Origin of the sequence: Vibrio cidicii, assembly GCF_009665415.1 — a bacterium.
Taxonomy (GTDB): Bacteria; Pseudomonadota; Gammaproteobacteria; order Enterobacterales; family Vibrionaceae; genus Vibrio; species Vibrio cidicii.
Window position 1 is genome coordinate 1 of the sequence record NZ_CP035919.1, and the last position, 21,119, is coordinate 21,119.

Below are 21,119 nucleotides of genomic sequence, written 5' to 3' on the forward strand. Positions count from 1 at the left end.
ACGTGATGCAGAGAACCCAAAGGCTTTTATATTTTCCGAATCCATATCCCCATCAGCGAAAGCTTCAATGTATCTTTCGTGTTGGTCGCAATTCTCTCCGGCATAAACATTTGCCTTTACCTCCCCCCAAACCACCGCTTTATATTGCATTTGTTTCATGTTTTTTTTGCCTTTTGTTGTTGATTTAAATATTCAACAAATATCCATTAGATATCATATGGATATCTACATATCAAAGTAATCATAAAAGCAGGCCAGAAATTTAAGCCTTGCCACTTCCGGTGGCCATGGCTCGAAGTGGATTGGATATGGCTCGGCTTTGGGGAACTCATCGAGAGGCAATCCAAAGGCTGACGCTTCGGTGATCAGCATTCTTAGGTCGGCCTCTTTGATGTCCTGGTGCTCTGTCGTCACATCGAATAACGCATCGATCTGTTGGTGGTACCACGACTCTATCGCCTGGTAATCTGGCAGCAGCATTTTTAGCGGTTTTGATACGTCACCGATATACGCCTCGGGCGCGTCATGCAGCAAGCCGGATAGTTTGAGTTCGTCGGGCAGCTGCTGTGAAACAAGGACACAATGTTGAGCAACGCTGTATTGGCCAACGTGGCCTGTGTAGCGATTGATATGAGACAGAGCAAACGCAATCGTATCTATATCAGCGTCGAAGGGTTCTAAGAATCGATGCAGCTTTCCGTCATTTAGGATGATCATCAAAAATTCTCCCCGTTATAGTTCACTGGGATCATGTCTTCTTCGCGCGTCATGCCATCCTGTAGAACGTTGACTTTGTATAGCCATTGGGCGGCAAATTCTTTGACCTCTTCGCTTGGGCGCAGTCCTCCTTTGGGTTGAGCACATAGGCTGATTTGTTCGGTTGATGGGTTGTACGACATCAGGCCGCCACGGCCAGACTGGTGCAAGTAGAGCAGGGATTGCCCTTTGAATTTGTTTCCGTTTTCATCAAGCATGGTGGTGAGCTGTGGCCAAACAATGAGGTGATGTTCTTTGTTGTGATAAAGGCCACTGCCGATCTCTAACGCAAGCTTTGAACGCAGTTCGGCGATTTTTGCAAACGACTTTTGATGATCGGCGCGCTCTTTTTGGAGTGCTGCACCGGCATCTTTCAGGGCCTTTTCTAGTTGCTCTATGCGTTTTTCTCTCTCGATGGCTTTAGCTTGTTGGCGCTTGTTCTGCTCCTTGAGCTTTTTCGGGTTGAGCTGTTTGAGTTCGGCGAGATCTTTACTTAGCTGTTGATTGATTCGTTTCGTTCGGTCTAACTCGGTTTGCAAGCCAATAGAGTGCTTAGCGATATTGTCTGCCTCTTTGGCGAGGGTTCGGCATAGTTTGTTTTCTTCGTTGAGTTTTGCTATCTCATCATTTTGTGTGCTGGCTTGGCGTTTGTATCCATCGAGCTGGGTGTTTAAGAGATTGATTTGTGTGGCTTGCTGGTCGATCAATTCGTTCTGCTCGTTGTATTTTCTGATAAAAGCATCGAGCAGATCGTCGCTGCTGAATGTGAGCAGATGATCGAGGTTAGAGAGTTGTTTGAGCTGTGCGTTTGTGTTCATGGTGTTTCCTTATGCGGCCATAGCAAGCTGCTGTTGGCCGATCTTCATTAGTAGGTCTTTGCGAATCGTTTTGTGAGCGCAAGGGCCAGAATGGAAAGGGTTAAATACGATTAGGCACATCGGCTTATTAAGTTCATGAGCCATTTCTTTCCCTGTCTTGGCATCAATAAATCGAATGCCGCCGCTGACCCACTTCTTATACTCCTGCCCCTTGAGTTTTCCTGATTTATAAACTCGGTTTTCGTAGTAGCCGACAATGTCTCGGATCTCGCTGGCACTGTCGTGTGGCCACCACTCCGCACGGTTCTCATGGGGGACGAGCAATGTGGTTAATACGCCTTTGGCTTGTTGCTCTCTGGCTTTATCCATCCACGGCAAAATGTCAGAGAACGGCGGGTTTAGCCAAACTGCGGGACGACGAGAAAAAGTAAGCTCTTGACTCCAGTCTTGGGCAAGCCCATTGATTTCAGGGGTATAAAACCGCTGACATAGGGCGCTTTCAGGCAGGGCGGCGGCGTCGAGGTCGTAATCAAACTCAGCATTAAATGCATGGAACAACCAAGGCGGGGTTTGAGTGTAATCACGAAATTCTGGATCGGTTTGGCTTTGGTGGTTAGATGGTGTGGCCACGTTAAATCTCCTTATTTCTTCCTGATTGGCGAACGCGCGCGATGGTGGTCGGGTTGCGATGGTTTCGCACCGGCGAACGGGTGCGCATCATGTCTTCGTTCAAGCTGTGCATGCCGCTGAGAATTGCGAGGCATAGGCACATACCACGGACGATGGTTTCGCCCTCAATCACGTTCACTTTGTCTTTTACGGTGAGAATGCCCTGGATAAAGGCTTGCGCGATCGCATGAGGTAGGCTTTTCGCGCTAAGTCGACGTTGCAAGTCTCGATTGAGTTGGTTCACGGTAGATAAGTCGGTACCGAGGTGTTTTGCGATCTGGCCGTTGCTCAGCCCGCTGGCGTGGGCGAGTAGCAACTGCTCATCGAGACTACTCAGCTGACTGGGTGTGATGTTTATGTCCGTGATTTGCATAAGCCCCCCTCTAATCGTTGTTGAGCAAACGTGTAACCATTCTCAAACCCTGAAGATGAATTTCGATGGCCTGTTGCGCCGAGTCGAAAGCGTCCTCCAATTGCTCTGCAATCTCCGGGTGCGTTTCGCGGATGTCTTCGATCGTGTTCTGTTGGATCTCACGGAAAAAGGCAGGGTAAGGCGTCAATTGCATTTCGAGTTTTTTCACGGCTACAGCCCCTTGGCGCGTGGTTGGCAGAGAGTGCTGTTCCTTGCTAAGTAGCGTTGAGAGTGGGTGAATATTAGACATGTTCCTTTACCTTACTTGACGTATCGTGTGAAATAATATCACGTTATGTGTTGTTTAAAAGCAAAAAAAACAGAGGCGACCTGCCACTGTTTTTACAAATTTTGGTCATTATCTTGCTACGGTTAGTCGTTCCTATCTTTACAAAGTATCGACTTGAGGCGCTCTGATGATCTTAAAGATGGTGCCGACGACATCAAACCGCTCGGTAAACTCATTCTGAGTGAATGTAAAAGACTCATAATGATTGGTCTTGTTCGGATAGACTTTATATTGTCCGTCCATTTCTTTTTTTATCCACCGCGCCCAAAGTCCGCCGTTTTTATCTTTTAAAAAATAAATATTAAAATTTAAGTTTTCTAAATCTACATCTTTTGTTTTCTTGATGATAACGACATCATCTTTGATTAGAAAATCAGACATAGCATTATCTTTTATTATTTCAATTAAAATTTCGGCTTGGGTTAAATTGTGTTTTTTAAGCAATTCAGGAGACAAGCCATAATCGCCAAGAGGGGAGGCGCTATCTTCTTTCGCTTGCGCTGTCATGGTCGGCATCACCAGCAGCGATTCGTTGCTGCTGTTCCCTTTATTATCCGAAAAACAAGCAATATAAGAGGGCGATACATTATAAAAACTTGCAATTTTTTCTATTACGTCAAGCTTTGGAATTCGTAAAGCATTTTCATAGTTAATATAGCCTGATGGTGTAATGCCAATGGCTTTACCAACGGCTTCACATGTGTAATTCCGGCCATCTCTTATTTCTTTTTCTTTTCTAAGTTCTCTTAATCTTTTCGCGAACTTTTCATTCCTGGTCATCTCTTTTACCTAACGCCCTGTTAAGGGGTGAGCAACGCACAGCCCTTAGTTAAGTTTTCTCATGCGCCCCGCTACCGAGCGCTTCCTGCAACGTCTAATTCCTAACTTTACCACAAAACGATCGACTTACCACACAAAGCGTGATTGCAAATAACACGTATCGAGATTAAAATCATCTCGTATCGTGTTAATGAAGGAGAGTAAATGACTTACCAGGAGTGGGTGGACAAGGTTGGATACCCCAAAGCGCAACAACTGCTCGGCTTTGCCGAGTCAACGTTGCGAATGTGGTACCACTTCCACCGGTTTCCTCGGCCTCGCCATCTTGTGTTGATTCTAAACAGGACCAACGGACTTATCGATCTTGAGCGCTGGGTGCGCGATTTCGATGCAGCGAAACAAGAGGCAGTGCAATGACGGAAATGATGATTATGGTAATTCAGAGCTTGGACTGTCCGGAGAGGAATGCGGTGTTGACTCAGCTAAGTCACTTAAATCATCCAAAACCCATGACGATCGATGTCAGTTTTGTACCGAATCCGCAGTATCGAGTCGAACGACTCAAGACGCTGCTACAGCGGTCCAGTGCGGTACTGAATGTAGTCATTGGGGCAAATTCTAAGGAGGAAATCGAGTTTTTGCGCACCAAACAGGCGCTTTTTTGCAACGTTCATCGCCGTTACCCAAATCGGCTTTTGTCGATCGAGGGCGCGATATCAAAGCGAGACGTGCTGATATCAGCCAGTGGCCAGAAGGAACACGATGTTGAGGTGTTGAGCCCGACAGAAGCGTTTTCCGAATGTTTTATGCAATACAAGCGGCGTGTGAAGCGCGCAAAGGAGCTGAGTTATGGCCACTAAGTTTTTGGTCACGAGCGAGAGGGATGCGGAAGTCATGTTGAAAGGTCACTTTCGCAAGTCGCCGATCCGCGCGGGCAGCAATTTGACGAAAGATGAGCGGTATTGGTACTGCGGTTCAAAGCGTTGTGTGATGAAACCGACGGGAACCTGCACAGCGAACGGCACCAAGCAGTATCTCGTGACCGTGGAATAACTATGGCAACACCCCGCAAACACCTCGACACACTGATGGAAATGTGGGCCCGCTGGGTTCACCTTGGCGGGGTTCTGCCATCGAGTGCGTCACTGATGGAAGTGATGATCGCCAATAAAGGCGTGATGTGCTTTGGCAGTGGCGGAAAGAAAAGCCCAGTAGTGGACTGCGTTGAGGCCAAGATCGAGGCAGCGATCATGGAACTCGCGCGGCAAAAGCCCATGGTGGCCAAGGCCATCCGAGTCCAGTACGGGGCGATCCGGTTGCGTGGCATGCCACCGGATGCCGACCAGGCGACCATCGCCCACACGATGGGCCTGAGCTTGCGCACCTATCGGCGCTATCTCGCGCAAGGGCGTGAGCACATTGAACGTGCGTTAGGACACAAACGCTAAACACAAACACAAACGCAAAGGAAAACCCCATGTTTACATCGAAAAACGGTTGTCGCATACCAACTCAACCCGAATACGAAGCAAACCGACGAAAGCAGGCAAACGAGAGCAACAAGCAAAAGGCCCAAACGCGCCGATTGATCGAGGCGATTGAAGAGCGTCGCGGGATTGACGCGCTGTTTAATTATCTCCAGTAGCCATGACCACTAAGCACATCAAAATTACCGATGCGGCAATCGCTAAGCATCTGGAGAGTGATGTCGTCACGCGCCTAAGCGATACACGCTATCGCTTAGAGCTGCGTTTTTGGACGAATCGCGATCCCGAGGTGGGCCCGGTGGCGTCGTGGTGGTTCATTGATAAACGCAAGGCAAACGGGCGCGATGGCAAAGCCGTGTGGGAAAAGCTGGGGACATGGCCGCAATTGACCATGGCCGCGCTCATCAAGCAGATGCCGATGAAGTTGGCCAAATTGGCCACGGGGCAGGCGCACACGGTGAGTGACTGGGCCACGTTTGGTGACTGCTTGCGCTGGTACCTTGAGCATATTCAAGGGTCAAATCAACACACACGCACCCGCAAGAACACCATTAAGAGCGTGATCAACAAACACTTGTTGCCCGCCGTCGATGCGCTGCCGTTGGTCGGGGTGAGAAAGCATACCATCAAAACGTTAGTGGTCTGGCCGCTGCAAAGTCGGTACCAGCTGCGTACGGTGAAGTGCTATTTCGCGATCTTAAAAGCCGCGTTCATGCAAGCGGCGCGGGAAGAGTTGCTGACTCACAACCCGATGTCGTCCATTTGTTTGTCCGATTTCATCCAAATCAAAGCCAGCAAGAAAGAGGGTAAGTTGCAACCGGACATGGTGGCGCCGTTGTTCGAGACACTGAAAACCGTGAGCTGGCAGGAGCGCATGCTGGTATTGATGCAGCTTGGCTACGGCACTCGAATTTCAGAGACGCGCCTTGCGAAATGGTGCCATTTCAACTGGCAGGAGAAAACTTGGCGCATCCCAGCAAGTCACGCGAAAACGCGAGAGGCGCTGATCTTACCGTTAACAGAGCAAATGGTCGCCTTGCTTCAAGCGTATAAAGCGACGCAACCGGAAGGCACCCTAGTGCTGTTCCCTGGTGCCAGTGGCAAAAAGCCGATAGGCAAAGATCCGGCCAACGACATTTACAAACTGGTCAGCCAGCAAGAGTGGACGAGTCATGATTGCCGCAAGCTCGCCCGGTCACGCTTTGCCGATTTGGGCGTCGATAAGTATGTCGGTGAGCGTCTGCTCAACCACAAGCTGTCCGATCTCGATCAAGCCTATATCCATACCACCACGGAGAACCTGAAAAGGGAGGCCATTGAGACGTATCACGCATGGCTCGATACCCAAGGATTTTTTATTTTCCACGGGAAGACAGTGGGAAGATCGGAAAAACAAAATAAATCCATTGAGGCCGCTGGCTGGCTGTGATCGTCGGCTGATCGAAAGATTTAAACCAGAGGAGAATCTTAAACGTCGATTTAGACCCGAGAGAGCACCCAATTTCATGAACACAAACGCAAAAACAAAGAGGCTTATATGATTGTCCAAACACTAAAACTACCTGCCCCAGATAGCGGCTTTAACCTTCTCCATGCGATTGCTTTGGGCTATCAGATGATGGGCCGTAAGTCGGCAATAATTTTGCCTACTCAGCAAGAGGCCGAGTTTTACGGTAAGGCGCTGTCAAATCGGAACATCACATTGCTGTGGGCGTCGCAACTCAAAGAAACGATAGAAGAAGTACGAAAGCAGCTTTCGGATCTTGATTGTGTCTTGGTTCACGACATCAAGAACAACCGAACGGAGAACGGCGAGTTGTGGGATTTGCTCATCCATGCATTTCACGCGGAAACGACGTTGACCACCTTGATCGGCAGCGATACAGAGTGAGGTGGGGTGATGAGTCAGAACGACAGTTCGCTAAGCCCGGAGGCACTGCGCAAACGCCAAGAGCGGGAACGAAAGCGCGCAGCTGGGATGAAAGAGAAAACCGTGACATTGTCGCCTTACTATCAAAAAGTGACTGATGAGATTTTGGCGTACACGGGGCACAAGGATTTTCAAGCACTGGTTATTGACCTACTGAAAAGCTATCAAGCCAAAGTGGCTGCACACAAAAACAAGCATGAACGGTGTGGCAAGTGCGGCGATCCTTATGTCAAAGATGGGTCTTGTGTGTTTGAAGGAGAACAGGCGTGTCAGTACAGTCGCAACAGTCAACGCAACAAGGAGCTAAAGCCATGAGGTTAAGCCATCGACGGAAAGTGGCTCGTAAACGTGGCATCCCGCAATCGCAATGGGCAGCAAGACAGCGTCAGTTGTCAATGGCCAGCGAACGGAAAAAGCGGTTTGGATGTGCCGCCAGAGTGACGAACCCCGAAGATTATCGCTCGCTTACGCTGGATGAAATCTGGGATATGGCCAGCGAACCATTAGAGGTCTATTCCCGCATCGAAGCGCAGCAAGCCGCGTTCAAAAATTTAAGTAATGCGGCTAAGTCGTTTGGAGAGTGCGTGGCACGACATGTAAAAAAATTGACCACGCTCTTTCCGTTAAAAAAGAACGAAAAGAGCGCGTTGTGACTTGTCCGGTCTCTTTTTTTGCTGCAAATGACACAAAAAGTGTCATTTGCACACGATTGGTGTTGCAAAGCGTTGGCATTTTAGATTACCTTTTCTGCCATTGTGGTGTTGGTGTAGCTGAGCCGCATCGCAATATTCCTCACGACATAAAAGACCTGACCCAAAGCCCCAGTTCCCTGCTGGGGCTTTTTTTATTCATTTTTCTGAATGGTTCCCGTTATGCCAGACAAAGACCCTAACCAACTCAACATGATCACGACGGCGGGGTTTCTTGCTGCGTCATTATGGGGCGGCGTTGTCGCTCATATCTTGCACATCCGAAAACACAAAAAGTCGTTTGTTTGGCGCGAAGCGCTGATGCAAGTGGTGGTGAGCGGCTTCTCTGGTGTGTTGACTCTTTTCTTGTGTCGCTATGCAGGCTCGCCCGAAATGCTGACTGGTTTTATGGTCGGTACGTCGGGGTTTATGGGGTCGCGCGCGCTTGAATTATTTTCTCAAAAGTTCAGCAAAATGGTGGGGTGAATTATGGATGCAAAACAACTCACGACGTTGGTTGTTAGACCTACGTTGAAAATGTTAGGGCTATATAGCCGATCCGCCGAGCAGCTGATAGTCGGTACGATATACCAAGAGAGTTTAAATGGTCACTTTCTGGCGCAAGTGGGCGGCGGTCCTGCGTTGGGTGTGATTCAGATGGAGCCAGCAACGTACCATGACATTTGGAACAGCTACTTAGCGTATAAGCGCAGTCTGGCCAATAAGATCACCGAGCTGGCCAGTATGGCCGCATTAGATGACGACATGCGACCCGATGTGAGCCAACTCATCACCAATTTGGCTTTTGCGGTGGCCATGTGTCGTATCCACTACTTACGTAAGAAACCGCCACTCCCCAAAGCGGGCGACATCGAAGGGTTGGCGCGCTATTGGAAAGAACACTACAACACGCCTCTTGGTGCAGGTCGTGTTGAGGAATTTATCGAGAAGTTTCCAAAGGAAGTGCTCGATATCTAGGGTTGCCAATCGGCAGCCCTTTCTTTTGCATGGAGTAAAGCCGAATGAAATACCTGTTAATGTTGGCGTTTTTTCTGATCGCCCCCGCCGCCCTAGCCACTGGAGTTTCCCCGGAAGTCCCGCCAGTTGATTGGGTAACGTTGCTTGCCGCTCTGTTTGGTGAGCATGGCAAAACGATCGCTGCTTGGGTGTCTGTTGTCCTGGTTGTCTGGTCCCAAGTTCGACAGCTTATCCCACCACAGTGGATGGCCAAGTTGCCTAACTGGTTGATCGATGTTCTTGAGTTCTTAGCGGCGAACAAAGGCAAAGCAGGCAATGAAGCATGGAATGACCCCAAGCATATTAAGCGGGTGAAGTCATGAACCTGCCCAGTTGGGTGACGATCGTACCGTCTCTTGTGAATCGGTTCTTTCATGAGCTGGACCGATATAGAGCAGAGGCCAAGCGAATGCGACGAGAGGATCGACTTAATGAGATTAAAGAGGACCCAACGGCTAGTCATGCTGATCGGTTCGGCCCTAGTGCTGGCCGGGTGTCAATCAACCCCGATGATAGCAACCCCTGACTATGTGGATTGTAAGCCGTCGCCACCACAGCTTGAGTGGTACGAAGTGGATGGCGGCGGTATCTACTACACGTCACGGTCAGTAACCAACATGCAGCTATACATCGAGGACCTGAACCACTGCATTGATTACCACCAAGCCAAACCGGGTTAGACGGTTGGATGGTTTCCGAGTGTTCTTACTGGCTGCACTTGTTATCAGTTAAGCCAGCATGTGATTGCAACGAATCCCGCATGTGTCCAATAGGAAGGGATAAGGATCGGTTAGCGCCCGATAGTGCATAAGTTAGCTACAAGATAAGTGACCCAAGGCTACTGGCTGCCTTAAAGCCAGTTCTAACACCGCCAAAGGCAACATTGCTAGTGACTCGTGACGCTTTCTGATGTCGCCCATTTAACAGCATGCCTGCGGCGGTGATCAGCTCAATGCCCTTTGTGTATTCAAGAAGTATTCAAAGGATATTGAACATGCCACCACGTATCCCAAAGCCTTGCCGCCACCCGCATTGCGGTGGACTAACCACTGATAAGAGCGGTTACTGTGACGCGCACCGACATACTGGTTGGGAAGTACACCAAGCAGGCCGAAGCCGCCATCAGCGTGGCTATGGCAGTGAGTGGGAAAAGACCCGAGTCAGAATACTGAAGCGAGACAAGTACCTATGCCAATGCTGCTTGCGTGGTGGTCGGGCTGTGCCAGCTCGTGACGTGGACCATATCATTGCCAAGGAACATGGCGGAACAGATGAAGATATCAACCTGGAGGCGTTATGTCGGCCATGCCACAAAGCGAAAACAGCAAAAGAACGACAGCAAAAGCAACTCAAGAAGTAAAAAAAGAGATCGTTTTGCAGATCAAAGTTTCGTTTTGGGTGCCGTTTTATCTCAATTCAGTCGTGCTGTTCGCAAGAGTTTTCAACGTTGAGCCAGACCACGACAAGTGCGCTCAGATGGTATTGAAAGGAATCAAGCTTACCCACCCTCGAACCAAGAAAGCAAAAGGCTTTATTGGTCGATTGAAGGCGCTCTTTTCCCTCTTTGAAAGGGGGAGGGGGCGGGGTAAATCTCTACAGCCTTTTCGCTAGGGACCGCAGCCCCAGGTTAATTTTTATTCGCGATAAATAAGGATCTTTTTTTTCACAGGCAGATCCTGTCGTGACTCGTCACAAAGCAGTGAGGTTTTTCAATATGGTGAGAGCAGTTGGTGGGGGTCGAAAAAGCGGCAAGACGACACTGCCTGCTGCCCCTGCTCATGAGGCCATGACAAAAGCGCCGCCGCCAGAACAGTTGCGTGATGACAACGCGGTGGCGATTTGGAAAACACAATCGAGAGTTCTGATCGATCGACGAATTTTAACGCTAGACCACTTGCCCTTGCTCATGGCTTATTGCAACAGCTTCTCGTTGTACCTAGAAGCTGAAGCGGCGATCAGTGAGGGCGGCATGACGGTTTACAGCGCCAAAGGTGGACCAAAGAAAAACCCTGTGGTCAACGTTCGTCAAGATGCCTTATCGGCAATGGTTCGAATCGGCAGTTTGTTAGGTCTTGATCCGTTATCCATGCGACGAATGACAGGCGGTGGCGGTGGCGATAAGGATGACGAAAACGAATTCGCCGAATGGGGATAGCGCATGGCCAAATATCCGAACGTAAGTGCGGCTGCGAAGTACGCGCGTGACATCGTTAGCGGTCGGATCGTGGCTTGTAAATACGTCATTCAAGCGTGTCAACGCCATTTGGATGATCTCGAAAAGAGCAAAGACAAAGCGTATCCGTATCGCTTCAACAAAGACAAAGCCGAAGGGGTTTGTCGATTCATTCAGTTATTGCCCCACACCAAGGGCAAGTGGGCCAAGAAGCCGCTGAAAGAACGGCGCATAACGCTAGAGCCCTGGCAACTTTTCATCCATGCGGTTTTGTATGGGTGGGAACGGAAGAAAGACAAGCGTCGCCGCTTTCGCGTCGCCTACGTAGAAGTGCCGAGAAAGAACGGCAAAAGCATCATAGCCGCAGGAAACGGGCTGTGGATGTTCGCCCCCGATGGCGAGTATGGCGCCGAGGTTTATTGTGGTGCCACCACAGAAAAGCAAGCGTGGGAAGTTTTCAAGCCAGCGAAAAAAATGGCTCAGGCGCTGCCTAATCTTCGCCGCACATTCATGATTGATGTGATGGCCAAGAAGATGGAGCGCACCGATGGAAGCATATTCGAGCCGGTGATCGGCGACCCTGGCGACGGTTCGAGCCCGCATTGCGCCATCGTCGATGAATATCATGAACACGACGGCCCTGAGCTGTTTGACACCATGTCAACAGGCATGGGGGCGCGTGAACAACCGCTGATATTTGTTATCACAACAGCGGGTTATAACATCGCTGGCCCGTGCAAAGACTTGCATGATGACGTAGTGAAAATCCTTGAAGGGACCACTACGGATGATGAAATTTTCGGCATCATCTACACGATTGATGAGGATGATGACTGGACCGATCCATCAGTGTTGGCCAAAGCGAACCCGAATCTTGATATTTCGGTGGATTTAGACTGGCTGATCAGTCAGCAGCAGCGAGCTATCCGCAATCCTCGCTATGCCACCACGTTTAAAACCAAGCATTTAAACCGCTGGGTTTCTGCGTCAAGTGCATTTTTCAACATGGAAGATTGGAAGCGAGCTGAAGATCTCACGCTTTCGATTGAGGATTACAAAGACGATTCCTGCTGGTTGTCTTTAGATTTGGCATCAAAAATTGATATCTGTAGCCAAATCATGCTGTTCACGCGTAAGGATGATCGTGGGCTGCTGCATTTTTACATCTTCTCCAAGCATTATCTGCCAGAAGACACGGTATTCGACCCCGACACTAAAAACCGCAAAGTTTATCAAAAGTGGGTAAGTACGCCATGGCCAAACAGCGGCGGCAGTGCGCTGATCTCTACAGAAGGGGCCGAGGTGGATTTCAACGAGATTGGGGCGGACATTCAGAACTTTTCCGATGAATTTGAAGTACGCGAAGTGCCCCACGATCCGTGGGGGTCCACTCAGCTTGCGCAAGAACTTACCGCAGCGGGCATTACCGCCGTCAAAGTGCCGCAAACCACGGCGCACTTATCACCGGGCATGATTGAACTTGAAGCTGCATTAAAAGCGGGGCGGGTTCACCATGACGGAAACCCAGTTCTCACTTGGATGATGAGTAACGTTGTCAGCAAGCCAGATGCAAACGAAAACCACTTTCCACGCAAAGACAAACCAGACCAGAAAATTGATGGTGCGGTGGCGTTGATCATGGCGGTTTATCGCGCGCACCTGGCAACGGAAACCTTTGACCCATTCGACGATCTAGATGATGAGGATTTATACCTGTGACATACATACTCAACCTGATCGGCATCGCGGGTTTTGCCGCGTTGCTGAGTGGGGTTTATCTCAAATTCGGGTTGTCAGATACCTTAATGTTTGGCGGCACCATGCTGTTGATTTTTGCCTTATTGGCATTAAGAAAACTAGGGGGCCGCCATGCTTGATTTGTTGTTTGAAAGCCGCTCAAACCCAGAAGACCCATCCGTCCCCCTGTCTGAGCTCGATCCCGCTGATTGGGGTGGCGGCTCTGGGGTAAGTGTCGAATCCGCGATGGGCTTATCGGCGGTGTATTCCTGTATTGGCGTACTTGGTCGCTCTATGGGCCAGTTGCCTTTGCATGTCATGCGCCGTGATGCCAACGGCTTTGTTTCTCGCGCCACGGATCACCCCGTGTATTACCTACTTCACGATGAACCTAACCCGTTTCAAACCAGTTATGACTGGCGAGAATCCGGCATGGTTCATGTGAGCGGCTGGGGCAACCACTACACCGAGATCGTGCGTCACCCTCGTTCGGGGAAGTGCGCGAACTTGGATTGATTCGACCTTGGGAATCCAACTTAGTCAAAACCACTTCAGGGCGTCATACCTACGCAGTCACCTCGGACGATGCTCGTGGTCGTGCGGTCAGTCCTGAAGATATGATCCACATAAAAGCGATTGGTTCAGATGGCAAAGTAGGAAAAAGTCCAATCACCCAGTGTCGAGAGTCCTTTGCGCTTGGCCTAGAAACCCAAGGCTATGGCAACCAGTTCTTTCGAAGTGGGGGTAAGCCAACTGGGATCGTCTCAGTCAAATCACAGCTAGAGGAAAAGAGTTGGAACCGCTTGCTCGAACGCTGGCGAAAGTCCAAGAAAGAGATGCAAAGCAACGACAACAAAACGTTGTTCTTGCCATCTGAACTTGCGTATCAGTCGATCACCATTCCACCTGAAGATGCGCAGTTCTTGGAAACCCGAAAATTCAGTCGTTCTGAAGTGGCTGGCATTTACAACGTGCCTGCGCACATGATCAATGACTTGGAAAAAGCCACCTTTTCCAACATCTCAGAGCAATCAATTCAGTTCGTTCGTCACACCATGATCCCATGGGTAGTGAAGTGGGAGCAGGAGCTCAACCGAAAACTATTCACTGAGCAAGAGCGACGAGCTGGGTATTACGTCAAGTTCAACTTAAATGGTCTATTACGCGGCACCGCCAAAGAGCGTGCTGAATTCTATTCGAAAGCCATTCGTGATGGTTGGATGACCCGCAACCAGGTACGAGAACTGGAAGATATGAACCAAGCCGATGGTTTGGATACCTATCTGCTCAGCGCCGATCTTCAAACAAAAGAGGCCAAACCTAATGAGTAAAAACCTCAATGAGATCTTTATCCGCAGTGATGAAATCAAAGTTGAAAAACGCGAGGACGGAGATGGGCCGCGTATCGTTGGATACGCGGCCAAGTTCAACACTCGCAGTAACAACCTAGGCGGCTTTGTCGAAGTGATCGCCCCTGGTGCGTTTGATGACGTTCTGGACGATGACGTTCGCGCCCTGTTTAACCATGACCGAAATTTTGTTCTAGGTCGAACCAAAGCCGGCACGCTCACACTGACCGTTGATGAGGTTGGCTTACGTTACGAAATTACACCGCCCGATACGCAAACGGTCCGAGACATGGTGATTGAGCCGATGGACCGTGGCGACGTAAGCCAAAGTTCTTTTGCGTTTCGTTTGCCTTCTGATGGTTATCGATGGGATGAGGGAGATGATGGGGTATATATCCGCACAATCACTCGCGTTTCAAAATTGTTGGATGTCAGCCCTGTGACCTATCCAGCCTACAACGACACCGAAGCCAGCACCAGAGCGTTAGAAGAAGCCCGAGCGGCCTGTTCTGGCGACAGTGAAGAGCAGCGTCAATTGGCGCTACACCAAGAGCAGCAGTACCGCGATCGGTTGTTGCAAACCCTGTAAAACCTTTCATTACTCAAACCGGAGAAAGTTGAATGAAATACCATGAAATGAAGAAAAGACGTGACACGATCGCGCGCCAAATGCGTGAGTTGAACGACAAGGCGAAAGAAGAAAAACGCGCTTTCACTGACGATGAAACCACGCAATGGCGCGGCATGACGTCGGAACTGGATCAACTAGATTCACAAATTGAACGCGAAGACCAACTGCGAGAGCAAGACGAGCGTTTTGTCCGCGAAAATGACAACCAAGACCAAAAAAACGACGCAGAATCCCCGACAGAGCAGCGCCAAGCCGAAGCCTTTACTAATTATCTGCGCCATGGCTTTGCGGAGCTATCACAAGAAGATAAAGCGCAACTTCGTGCGCTAGGCACGACAACGGGTGCCAATGGTGGCTTCACCGTGCCAAAAAACTTTGTTAACCGCGTAGTTGAGAGCATGGCTGTGTACGGTGGTATCGCGAACATCTGTCAAGTCATCACAACTCAAGATGGACGTTCGATGCCTTGGGCCGTGTCCGATGGCAGAACTGAAATCGGTGAAATGCTGGCAGAAAATCAAGAAGCCGGTAAGGGCGATCCGAGTTTCAGTCAAATTGAAATTGGCGCGAAAAAAGGCAGTTCTAAAATCGTGCTGGTTTCCAATGAACTACTGCAAGACAGCATGATCGATGTTGATGCATTTGTTGCGCGCCGGATTGGCCAGCGATTGGGTCGCCTTGAAGCAAGTCAAATCATTACTGGGGATAGCACTGGTAACAACCTGAAAGGTTTGAACTTACAAGTGCAATTGAAGCACCAAGCAGCCACCGCTTCAGGCGTCTCTTACGCAGACCTGATCAACCTGAAACACAAAGTTGACCCAGCTTATCGCAACGGTCCAAACACGCGCTGGGCGTTCAACGACGACACATTTAAAGGCTTCAAGCTAATGAATGATGGTAATGGTCGTCCGCTCTGGCTCCCAGCGATTGCCGGTGTTGCACCCGCAACGATTGATGGCGACCAATACGTGATTGACCAAGGCATCGCAAAAGCCGGCGCAAACAATAAGTCCGTGTTCTATGGTGATTGGTTCTCAGTTATTCTGCGTCGTGTGTCTTATATGAACCTACGACGTTTGACCGAGCGCTATGCAGAGTTTGATCAGATGGGATTCATTGGCTTCCATCGCTTTGATGTGCTGCTTGAAGACATTGCTGCCATTGCCGCACTAGAGCACGCCTAAGCTTAATCCTCACCCTCAGCCCGCCAAATGGTGGGCTTTTTGATACAAAAAGGAATAAACCATGGCAACCCCGAAAACCAAGACAGCCGAGGCCAAAGCGCAAGATGCCACCAAAGAATCGACGATTTCAGAGGTTAAAGAGCCAACTTCCGCAGCCACAGAAGAAAGCACCAAGCCAGAAGCCTCAGAGACGAAAGCTCAAGCGCAAGGTGATACCAAAACGGTAAAAGACCCTGAACCAGCCCCTCCGACAGAGGAATCAAACGGTGATACGCAGGTTAAGCTGAAAATGCCACTGTGGGATTCGCAAAAGCAGAAATCTTTCACGGTTGGCGATCTTTATCCGTGCTCAGAAAAAGAAGCGCAACGTCTTATCGAAGATGGTACGGCGGTAAGAGCAGATGATTGATCTGGATAAAGTCAAAAACCAGTGCAGTATCGATGCCGACATCACCGAGCACGATCAATTGCTCACGCTCTATTTGTCGGCAGCAAAGCGGTCCGTTGAGAACTACCTCAATCGTCCAGTCTACTGGACTCAAGAGGAAGTGCCGAAAGACCCCGAGTTAGTGCCAGAGAATGCCTTTGTCGCCAAAGAGGACACTGAGTTGGCCGCTTTGTTGTTGGTTGGCCACTGGTTTGGGCATAGGGAAGCAGTAACGGAAAGCAGCGTAAAAACCCTGCCTCTCGGCGTGAGTTTTCTATTGGATTTTGATCGAGATATCAATTTGTGAGGGCGTATGCAAGCAGGAAAGCTCAACCAGCGTCTTGTGCTCTATCGAGTCATCGAAGGTAAAAGTCCTCGTGGGGCTCCGATGGAGCAACTAGTGAAAATGGCCACGCCCTGGGCGGAGCTGATCACCAGTTCAAGTGGCCAAACCACCGGCAACGACCGCGAACAGACCCTAAACACGTACCAGTGGCGGATTCGATGGCGTGAAAATATCGAGAATGGACAGTGGATTCAGTGGCGCGGGCGCTGGATGAAAATTACCGCTGTGGATGATTCCGATCCGCGCCGGCAACAAATCATCCTCGATGCGGATTCAAAACCCAAGTCTAGCCCGCCCCCTATCAAACCGGAGGATTTACCATGATGCAGATAGATCGCTGGGATGTGTCCGGCTTGAAAGAGCTTGAAAAAGCCCTGACCGACATTGGCGAAAAGGCTGGCTTGCGCGCTTTACGCAAAGCCAGCCGTGAAGCTATGGGCGGGGTGCAATTTTCCATGGCTATGGGGGCGGGCTACGACGAAGCCGGCGCCGATGGTGAGCACATGCGCGACAGCATTAAGATCACTACCAAAAAGCTGGACAGCAAGCACGGCGGCAAAGATAACGCCTTGGCCACCCGTGTTGGTCCATCGAAAAAGCACAGCCAAAAGGCTATCGCGCAAGAATACGGAACAGCAAAACAAGCCGCTGTGCCGTTTATGCGCCCAGCCTTATTTGAAAACCGTCACCGTGTGGTCAGTACGTTTCGCACTGTATTGGCTACCGAAATTCAAAAAGCGATCAAAAAGCAATCACAATGAACTTAGAGCAAGCCTTAAATGCCTGGTTAAGCAATTTAACCGGGCTGGATTGCTATTGGCTGAAACGGCCAGAGCAAGCCGATAACGCTGTGGTCTATCGCTGCATTACGCCTGGCTTTGTTGAGGGAAACTTACGCAAAACGGGCATTCAAGAAGACCATTATAGCTTAACCGTTTACCACCAAAACCCGGATGAAGGGAAAGACTTAGCTGATCTTATCGCTCAAGAGCTCGATCACTTTTCTGGAGAAATCAATCTAGGCACCGGCGCGGCATACTCCATTCAATTAGCCACATTTACGGGTGGTTTTGACCAGTGGATAGAAAATCCAGAGGGCGCCGATAGTTATCAATTCAATCGTGACTTTGTCATTAACCACTAATAAGAGAAAACACCCATGACCGCAACCAAAGATCCAAGCACTTACGCAAAGTTACCAGGTGGTACGCGCGTTCTGTTCGGTGCTGTTGGCGCTGAAGTCGCTGCACTGAAACTCCTCAAGGACGCGAACGCCATCGGCGTTACGGGGCGAACATCAGGCTTTGTGGAGGCTGATCGTCTGATTGATACCGAACGCAAGTACATGGCCGATATTCCTGAAGGTCCAGACAAAGAGTTTCTTTTCTTAGATGACCCAAGCGATCCCGATTTGCAAGATCTACTTGATAAGGCTGACGCCAATGAAACGGTGCAAATTCGCATTGAATTTCCCAATGGTCGTTGGGCGAATATGAATGTTGTTCTTGGCGGTTGGAGTCATCAGGAACTTGAAAAAAGCAAACCCATGTATCTAGCCGTCTCTGGCAAGCAGAACTCAATCACCCGTGGCGTCAACGCTCCGGCCGCATAAGGACAATTAATCCATGAATTTAAAAAGCCAACTACTGAAAGCCGTGGAACTCGCGCCAATTACTCTCACCATGCTGGGCGGCGAGTTTCCCGTTCGCCGCTTAACCGCCGCGCGTTTGAATCAGTACGACAAGTCAGTAAAAAAGTACCAAGCGGAGCAAAATGGTGAACAACTGACGACTGAAGCGGCCAAGCTGGTGCTCGATTCCATTCTCGATGAAAGCAATAAACCGATGTCCGAGAGCGTAACAGCCGATCAATTAATGGCAGCCCAAACGCCAATGGCTATCAATGCCGCCGTGCAAAAGTTAATTCATATCAATTATTTGGGTGATGATGCTGAGGCCGAAGCAAAAAAAGGCTAACCGACGATCCAGCACTTCGATTTTGCTTTAATCTCGGCGAAGTGCTGGGGATCGTCGATCCGCGCACCCTATATCATAGTGTTGACAGCGAATTAATGGCGCTATGGTTGGCACATTTCTCCTTAAAGCATGAAGCGCTGAGCGGTGACGCTCAAGCTGGCACGGATTCCACCTCCCCCCGCATCATTAATCACGAAAACGTTGACCAGCAAGTTGGCGTCTGCGAAAGGATGCTCATGTAATGTCCGATATAGCTAAACTTACCGTGGCGCTGTATGCCAACAGCGCCCAGTTCACTAGTGAGCTTCGAAAGTCTCAGAAAAATGCCAAGCACTGGTCTGATTCAGTTAGCAAAACAGTGTCCATAGCGGCCAAGGCCACCGCTGCTGCTGCCACAGCTGCCGCCGGTGCGCTGGCATTGGTTTATAACCAACAAGCCGCCATCATTGACCAAACTGCCAAGTTTGCCGATCGTATCGGCATCTCCACCGAAGCCCTAACCCAGTTTCGCCACGCCAGTGAACTAACCGGCGTCGGGGCCAAAAATCTGGATATGTCATTGCAACGCATGACACGACGGATCGCAGAAGCAGCTCAGGGGAGTGGTGAAGCAGCCCCCGCGCTTAAACAATTGGGGTTGGATGCCAAGCAGCTAGGCGAAATGACCCCAGATAAGCAGCTTTATGTCTTAGCTGATGCCTTTACGCAGGTAGAAAGTCAGTCTGAACGTGTGCGCCTAGCCTTCAAGCTGTTCGACTCGGAAGGCGTCGGCATGGTTAACATGTTAGCCGGTGGTTCCGCTGGCTTGCGCTCAATGGCTGACGAAGCTGACAGATTGGGTATCACCTTATCTCGTGTTGAAGCAGCAAAAGTCGAGATGGCCAACGACGCAATGTACAAAGTGGGCGTTACCACCACGGCAATAAAACAGCAAATTACTACCCAGTTGGCGCCGATAGTAGCGGCACTGGCTGATGAGTTCTTGAACTATTCCCAGCAGTTTGGCGGCATGAACAACATGATCGCCGAGGGCATCCATAAAACCACTCAGGGTGTTGGCATCATGGCCGACAGCTTGCGTGGGGTGCAAATCATTATCGGTGGCTTGGCGGTAGCATGGGAGGGCGTCCAAATTGGCTTTATGGTGGCAGCACAGGCAATCACTACCGGATTACATGAGTTAGGCCGCTTTATCTTCAACGTTGTGATCTCTCCCGTACAAGCTGCGTTGGATGTGGCTGGGAAATTCAGTGATGAAGCCGCCGAAATGGCCGCATCATTACGCCAATTTTCAAGCATGCCACCGCCACAGCTATTTGATGCTTCGACGCTGAACCAATCCAAATTGGACCTAAATCAAGCCATTTGGGAACTGCGAAGCCTAGCCAGTGAACCGTTGCCATCGGAAGGGATAGAAGCCTGGTACCAAAACACTAAATCGAAGTTTGATCAGCTGGCTAAGGATTACGCCGCCAGTATCAACTATAACAAGCCTGGAGCAACTCCATTACCGCCGGCGACGGGAAAGAGCGATGAAGAAGACAAGTCGGTTCTTGCTTTTCGGAAAGCAACAGAGCAAATCGAGGTTGAATGGCAACGCCGTCTGGCGATTAATGCCGCTGGCGATCAGGCCGATTTCGCCCGAGAATCCTTTGCTTATCAAGATCGCATGTCGCGGTTATCACAGCAGTTCCAAGCAGCGTATGAAGCAGCAGCGAACAATCAGGCACTACAGCAACAGCTAGAAGATCAGTATTTCGCCAGCCGCGAGCTTTTGTGGCAAGACCACCAAGCCAATCTTTCTGATATTGAGAAAAGAGCAGCTCAGGAACGTTATGCAGCTCAAGCAGCAATGCTTCATAACTATTCTGATTTGTTTGGCAGCATGGCTGATATTGCTGGTGCTTTTGCAGGTAAGCAATCGGGCATTTACAAAGCCATGTTCATGGCTTCTAAAGCTTTTGCTATTGCTGAATCCATTATCAAGATTCAACAGGGGATCGCGTCAGCTGCCGCGCTGCCGTTCCCGGCGAACATTCCCGCTATGGCCACGGTGGCCGCGTCTACAGCAAGCATTGTCAGCACAATTCAAAGCACCCAATTGAAAGGTATGGCACACAACGGGATCAGCAATGTGCCGAGGGAAGGCACCTGGTTGTTAGACCGAGGTGAACGGGTTTACACCAACGACAGCGCCAAGCAGTTGGATCAGATGTATGCCGCCATTATGTCCGGCAAAACTGGCCAAAGTGGTGGTGGTATCGGTGATGTTGTGGTGAAAATTGAAAACGCACCACCGGGTTATGTTGCCAATTCAGCCGAGGTACAAGAAGACGAATTTGGCCGTAAAGTGATCCGCGTACTACTGCAAGATCAGCAGCAGGGCGGAGAAGTCACTAGCGGGTACCAGAACATGTGGGGCTTACAACGACAAGGGAGGTTTTAA

34 protein-coding genes and 1 pseudogene are annotated in these 21,119 nt (G+C 49.9%); 29 read left to right on the forward strand and 6 right to left on the reverse strand.

All coding sequences use genetic code 11. The features are described 5' to 3' along the window. Window positions 1-225: 225 nt before the first annotated feature. The 6 genes from EWA64_RS00005 to EWA64_RS00030 all read right to left on the reverse strand — a co-directional run bounded on the left by EWA64_RS00005 (window position 226) and on the right by EWA64_RS00030 (window position 3,724). Window positions 226-717 carry a ferrochelatase gene (locus EWA64_RS00005; RefSeq protein ID WP_061895042.1) on the reverse strand — a complete coding sequence of 164 codons (492 nt, stop codon included), beginning with the start codon at window positions 715-717 and terminating at the stop codon, window positions 226-228. Next, window positions 717-1,574: a coiled-coil domain-containing protein gene (locus tag EWA64_RS00010; protein WP_061895043.1), complete on the reverse strand. Its 858-nt coding sequence runs from the start codon at window positions 1,572-1,574 to the stop codon at window positions 717-719. The genes EWA64_RS00005 and EWA64_RS00010 overlap by 1 nt, the downstream gene beginning before the upstream one ends. 9 nt (window positions 1,575-1,583) lie before the next feature. Then, window positions 1,584-2,204, reverse strand: coding sequence for a DNA N-6-adenine-methyltransferase (locus EWA64_RS00015; RefSeq protein WP_061895044.1), 621 nt, complete (start codon window positions 2,202-2,204; stop codon window positions 1,584-1,586). Between the two features lies 1 nt (window position 2,205). Beyond that, on the reverse strand, window positions 2,206-2,616 hold the full coding sequence (locus tag EWA64_RS00020; RefSeq protein ID WP_061895045.1) for a LuxR C-terminal-related transcriptional regulator: 411 nt from the start codon (window positions 2,614-2,616) through the stop codon (window positions 2,206-2,208). A gap of 10 nt (window positions 2,617-2,626) precedes the next feature. Continuing rightward, window positions 2,627-2,905, reverse strand: a complete 279-nt coding sequence (locus EWA64_RS00025; protein WP_061895046.1) for a hypothetical protein — start codon at window positions 2,903-2,905, stop codon at window positions 2,627-2,629. Window positions 2,906-3,043: 138 nt separating this feature from the next. Continuing rightward, entirely contained in the window at window positions 3,044-3,724 is a 681-nt protein-coding gene (locus EWA64_RS00030) for a helix-turn-helix domain-containing protein (RefSeq protein WP_061895047.1), read from the reverse strand. A gap of 204 nt (window positions 3,725-3,928) precedes the next feature. On the opposite strand from EWA64_RS00030, the gene EWA64_RS00035 reads away from it, so the two are divergent. The 29 genes and pseudogenes from EWA64_RS00035 (at window position 3,929) to EWA64_RS00180 (ending at window position 21,119) form a co-directional block, all read left to right on the forward strand. Next, a complete protein-coding gene (locus EWA64_RS00035) occupies window positions 3,929-4,141 on the forward strand; it encodes a hypothetical protein (RefSeq protein ID WP_061895048.1) in 213 nt (70 codons plus the stop codon). Further along, window positions 4,138-4,584 (forward strand): hypothetical protein, encoded by a 447-nt coding sequence (locus tag EWA64_RS00040; RefSeq protein WP_061895049.1) that lies wholly within the window; start codon window positions 4,138-4,140, stop codon window positions 4,582-4,584. The genes EWA64_RS00035 and EWA64_RS00040 overlap by 4 nt, the downstream gene beginning before the upstream one ends. Next, window positions 4,574-4,777, forward strand: coding sequence for a hypothetical protein (locus tag EWA64_RS00045; protein ID WP_061895050.1), 204 nt, complete (start codon window positions 4,574-4,576; stop codon window positions 4,775-4,777). Before EWA64_RS00040 ends, EWA64_RS00045 begins: the two co-directional genes overlap by 11 nt. A 2-nt stretch (window positions 4,778-4,779) precedes the next feature. Next, complete coding sequence (locus EWA64_RS00050; RefSeq protein ID WP_061895051.1) at window positions 4,780-5,172, forward strand: hypothetical protein; 393 nt, start codon at window positions 4,780-4,782, stop codon at window positions 5,170-5,172. A gap of 29 nt (window positions 5,173-5,201) precedes the next feature. Then, a complete protein-coding gene (locus EWA64_RS00055) occupies window positions 5,202-5,369 on the forward strand; it encodes a hypothetical protein (RefSeq protein WP_170320352.1) in 168 nt (55 codons plus the stop codon). Window positions 5,370-5,371: 2 nt separating this feature from the next. After that, entirely contained in the window at window positions 5,372-6,640 is a 1,269-nt protein-coding gene (locus EWA64_RS00060; protein ID WP_061895052.1) for a tyrosine-type recombinase/integrase, read from the forward strand. A 108-nt stretch (window positions 6,641-6,748) separates the two neighbouring features. Further along, on the forward strand, window positions 6,749-7,102 hold the full coding sequence (locus EWA64_RS00065) for a hypothetical protein (RefSeq protein ID WP_061895053.1): 354 nt from the start codon (window positions 6,749-6,751) through the stop codon (window positions 7,100-7,102). Window positions 7,103-7,111: 9 nt separating this feature from the next. Then, on the forward strand, window positions 7,112-7,456 hold the full coding sequence (locus EWA64_RS00070; RefSeq protein WP_061895054.1) for a hypothetical protein: 345 nt from the start codon (window positions 7,112-7,114) through the stop codon (window positions 7,454-7,456). Beyond that, window positions 7,453-7,794 (forward strand): hypothetical protein, encoded by a 342-nt coding sequence (locus tag EWA64_RS00075; RefSeq protein ID WP_061895055.1) that lies wholly within the window; start codon window positions 7,453-7,455, stop codon window positions 7,792-7,794. Before EWA64_RS00070 ends, EWA64_RS00075 begins: the two co-directional genes overlap by 4 nt. Before the next feature lie 219 nt (window positions 7,795-8,013). Next, window positions 8,014-8,316, forward strand: coding sequence for a phage holin family protein (locus EWA64_RS00080; protein WP_061895056.1), 303 nt, complete (start codon window positions 8,014-8,016; stop codon window positions 8,314-8,316). 3 nt (window positions 8,317-8,319) lie between these two features. After that, entirely contained in the window at window positions 8,320-8,808 is a 489-nt protein-coding gene (locus EWA64_RS00085) for a hypothetical protein (RefSeq protein ID WP_061895057.1), read from the forward strand. A gap of 44 nt (window positions 8,809-8,852) precedes the next feature. Further along, entirely contained in the window at window positions 8,853-9,170 is a 318-nt protein-coding gene (locus EWA64_RS00090; RefSeq protein WP_061895058.1) for a hypothetical protein, read from the forward strand. Window positions 9,171-9,278: 108 nt separating this feature from the next. Beyond that, window positions 9,279-9,527, forward strand: a complete 249-nt coding sequence (locus EWA64_RS00095) for a hypothetical protein (RefSeq protein WP_061895059.1) — start codon at window positions 9,279-9,281, stop codon at window positions 9,525-9,527. A 314-nt stretch (window positions 9,528-9,841) separates the two neighbouring features. Continuing rightward, complete coding sequence (locus EWA64_RS00100) at window positions 9,842-10,207, forward strand: HNH endonuclease (RefSeq protein ID WP_082796690.1); 366 nt, start codon at window positions 9,842-9,844, stop codon at window positions 10,205-10,207. Further along, window positions 10,144-10,458 (forward strand): hypothetical protein, encoded by a 315-nt coding sequence (locus EWA64_RS00105; protein WP_061895060.1) that lies wholly within the window; start codon window positions 10,144-10,146, stop codon window positions 10,456-10,458. Before EWA64_RS00100 ends, EWA64_RS00105 begins: the two co-directional genes overlap by 64 nt. Window positions 10,459-10,561: 103 nt before the next feature. Next, window positions 10,562-11,002, forward strand: a complete 441-nt coding sequence (locus EWA64_RS00110) for a phage terminase small subunit P27 family (RefSeq protein ID WP_061895061.1) — start codon at window positions 10,562-10,564, stop codon at window positions 11,000-11,002. Between the two features lie 3 nt (window positions 11,003-11,005). Continuing rightward, on the forward strand, window positions 11,006-12,739 hold the full coding sequence (locus tag EWA64_RS00115; protein ID WP_061895062.1) for a terminase large subunit: 1,734 nt from the start codon (window positions 11,006-11,008) through the stop codon (window positions 12,737-12,739). Continuing rightward, window positions 12,736-12,897: a hypothetical protein gene (locus EWA64_RS00120; RefSeq protein WP_170320353.1), complete on the forward strand. Its 162-nt coding sequence runs from the start codon at window positions 12,736-12,738 to the stop codon at window positions 12,895-12,897. The genes EWA64_RS00115 and EWA64_RS00120 overlap by 4 nt, the downstream gene beginning before the upstream one ends. Then, a pseudogene (locus EWA64_RS00130) lies at window positions 12,890-14,088 on the forward strand (phage portal protein). The gene EWA64_RS00120 and the pseudogene EWA64_RS00130 overlap by 8 nt, the downstream one beginning before the upstream one ends. Continuing rightward, a complete protein-coding gene (locus tag EWA64_RS00135) occupies window positions 14,081-14,695 on the forward strand; it encodes an HK97 family phage prohead protease (protein WP_061895019.1) in 615 nt (204 codons plus the stop codon). The pseudogene EWA64_RS00130 and the gene EWA64_RS00135 overlap by 8 nt, the downstream one beginning before the upstream one ends. 32 nt (window positions 14,696-14,727) lie before the next feature. After that, window positions 14,728-15,924, forward strand: a complete 1,197-nt coding sequence (locus tag EWA64_RS00140; RefSeq protein WP_061895020.1) for a phage major capsid protein — start codon at window positions 14,728-14,730, stop codon at window positions 15,922-15,924. Between the two features lie 61 nt (window positions 15,925-15,985). Further along, entirely contained in the window at window positions 15,986-16,333 is a 348-nt protein-coding gene (locus EWA64_RS00145) for a hypothetical protein (RefSeq protein ID WP_061895021.1), read from the forward strand. Continuing rightward, window positions 16,326-16,658 (forward strand): head-tail connector protein, encoded by a 333-nt coding sequence (locus EWA64_RS00150; protein ID WP_061895022.1) that lies wholly within the window; start codon window positions 16,326-16,328, stop codon window positions 16,656-16,658. The genes EWA64_RS00145 and EWA64_RS00150 overlap by 8 nt, the downstream gene beginning before the upstream one ends. A 6-nt stretch (window positions 16,659-16,664) precedes the next feature. Continuing rightward, window positions 16,665-17,021 (forward strand): phage head closure protein, encoded by a 357-nt coding sequence (locus EWA64_RS00155; RefSeq protein WP_061895023.1) that lies wholly within the window; start codon window positions 16,665-16,667, stop codon window positions 17,019-17,021. Then, complete coding sequence (locus EWA64_RS00160; RefSeq protein ID WP_065860334.1) at window positions 17,018-17,458, forward strand: HK97-gp10 family putative phage morphogenesis protein; 441 nt, start codon at window positions 17,018-17,020, stop codon at window positions 17,456-17,458. Before EWA64_RS00155 ends, EWA64_RS00160 begins: the two co-directional genes overlap by 4 nt. Then, window positions 17,455-17,841: a hypothetical protein gene (locus tag EWA64_RS00165; RefSeq protein WP_061895024.1), complete on the forward strand. Its 387-nt coding sequence runs from the start codon at window positions 17,455-17,457 to the stop codon at window positions 17,839-17,841. Before EWA64_RS00160 ends, EWA64_RS00165 begins: the two co-directional genes overlap by 4 nt. Window positions 17,842-17,856: 15 nt before the next feature. Further along, window positions 17,857-18,309, forward strand: a complete 453-nt coding sequence (locus EWA64_RS00170) for a hypothetical protein (protein ID WP_061895025.1) — start codon at window positions 17,857-17,859, stop codon at window positions 18,307-18,309. A gap of 13 nt (window positions 18,310-18,322) precedes the next feature. Next, the gene (locus EWA64_RS00175) at window positions 18,323-18,673 is read left to right on the forward strand and encodes a hypothetical protein (protein ID WP_061895026.1); all 351 of its coding nucleotides are present in this window, start codon (window positions 18,323-18,325) and stop codon (window positions 18,671-18,673) included. 241 nt (window positions 18,674-18,914) lie between these two features. Further along, window positions 18,915-21,119 carry a hypothetical protein gene (locus EWA64_RS00180; RefSeq protein WP_061895027.1) on the forward strand — a complete coding sequence of 735 codons (2,205 nt, stop codon included), beginning with the start codon at window positions 18,915-18,917 and terminating at the stop codon, window positions 21,117-21,119.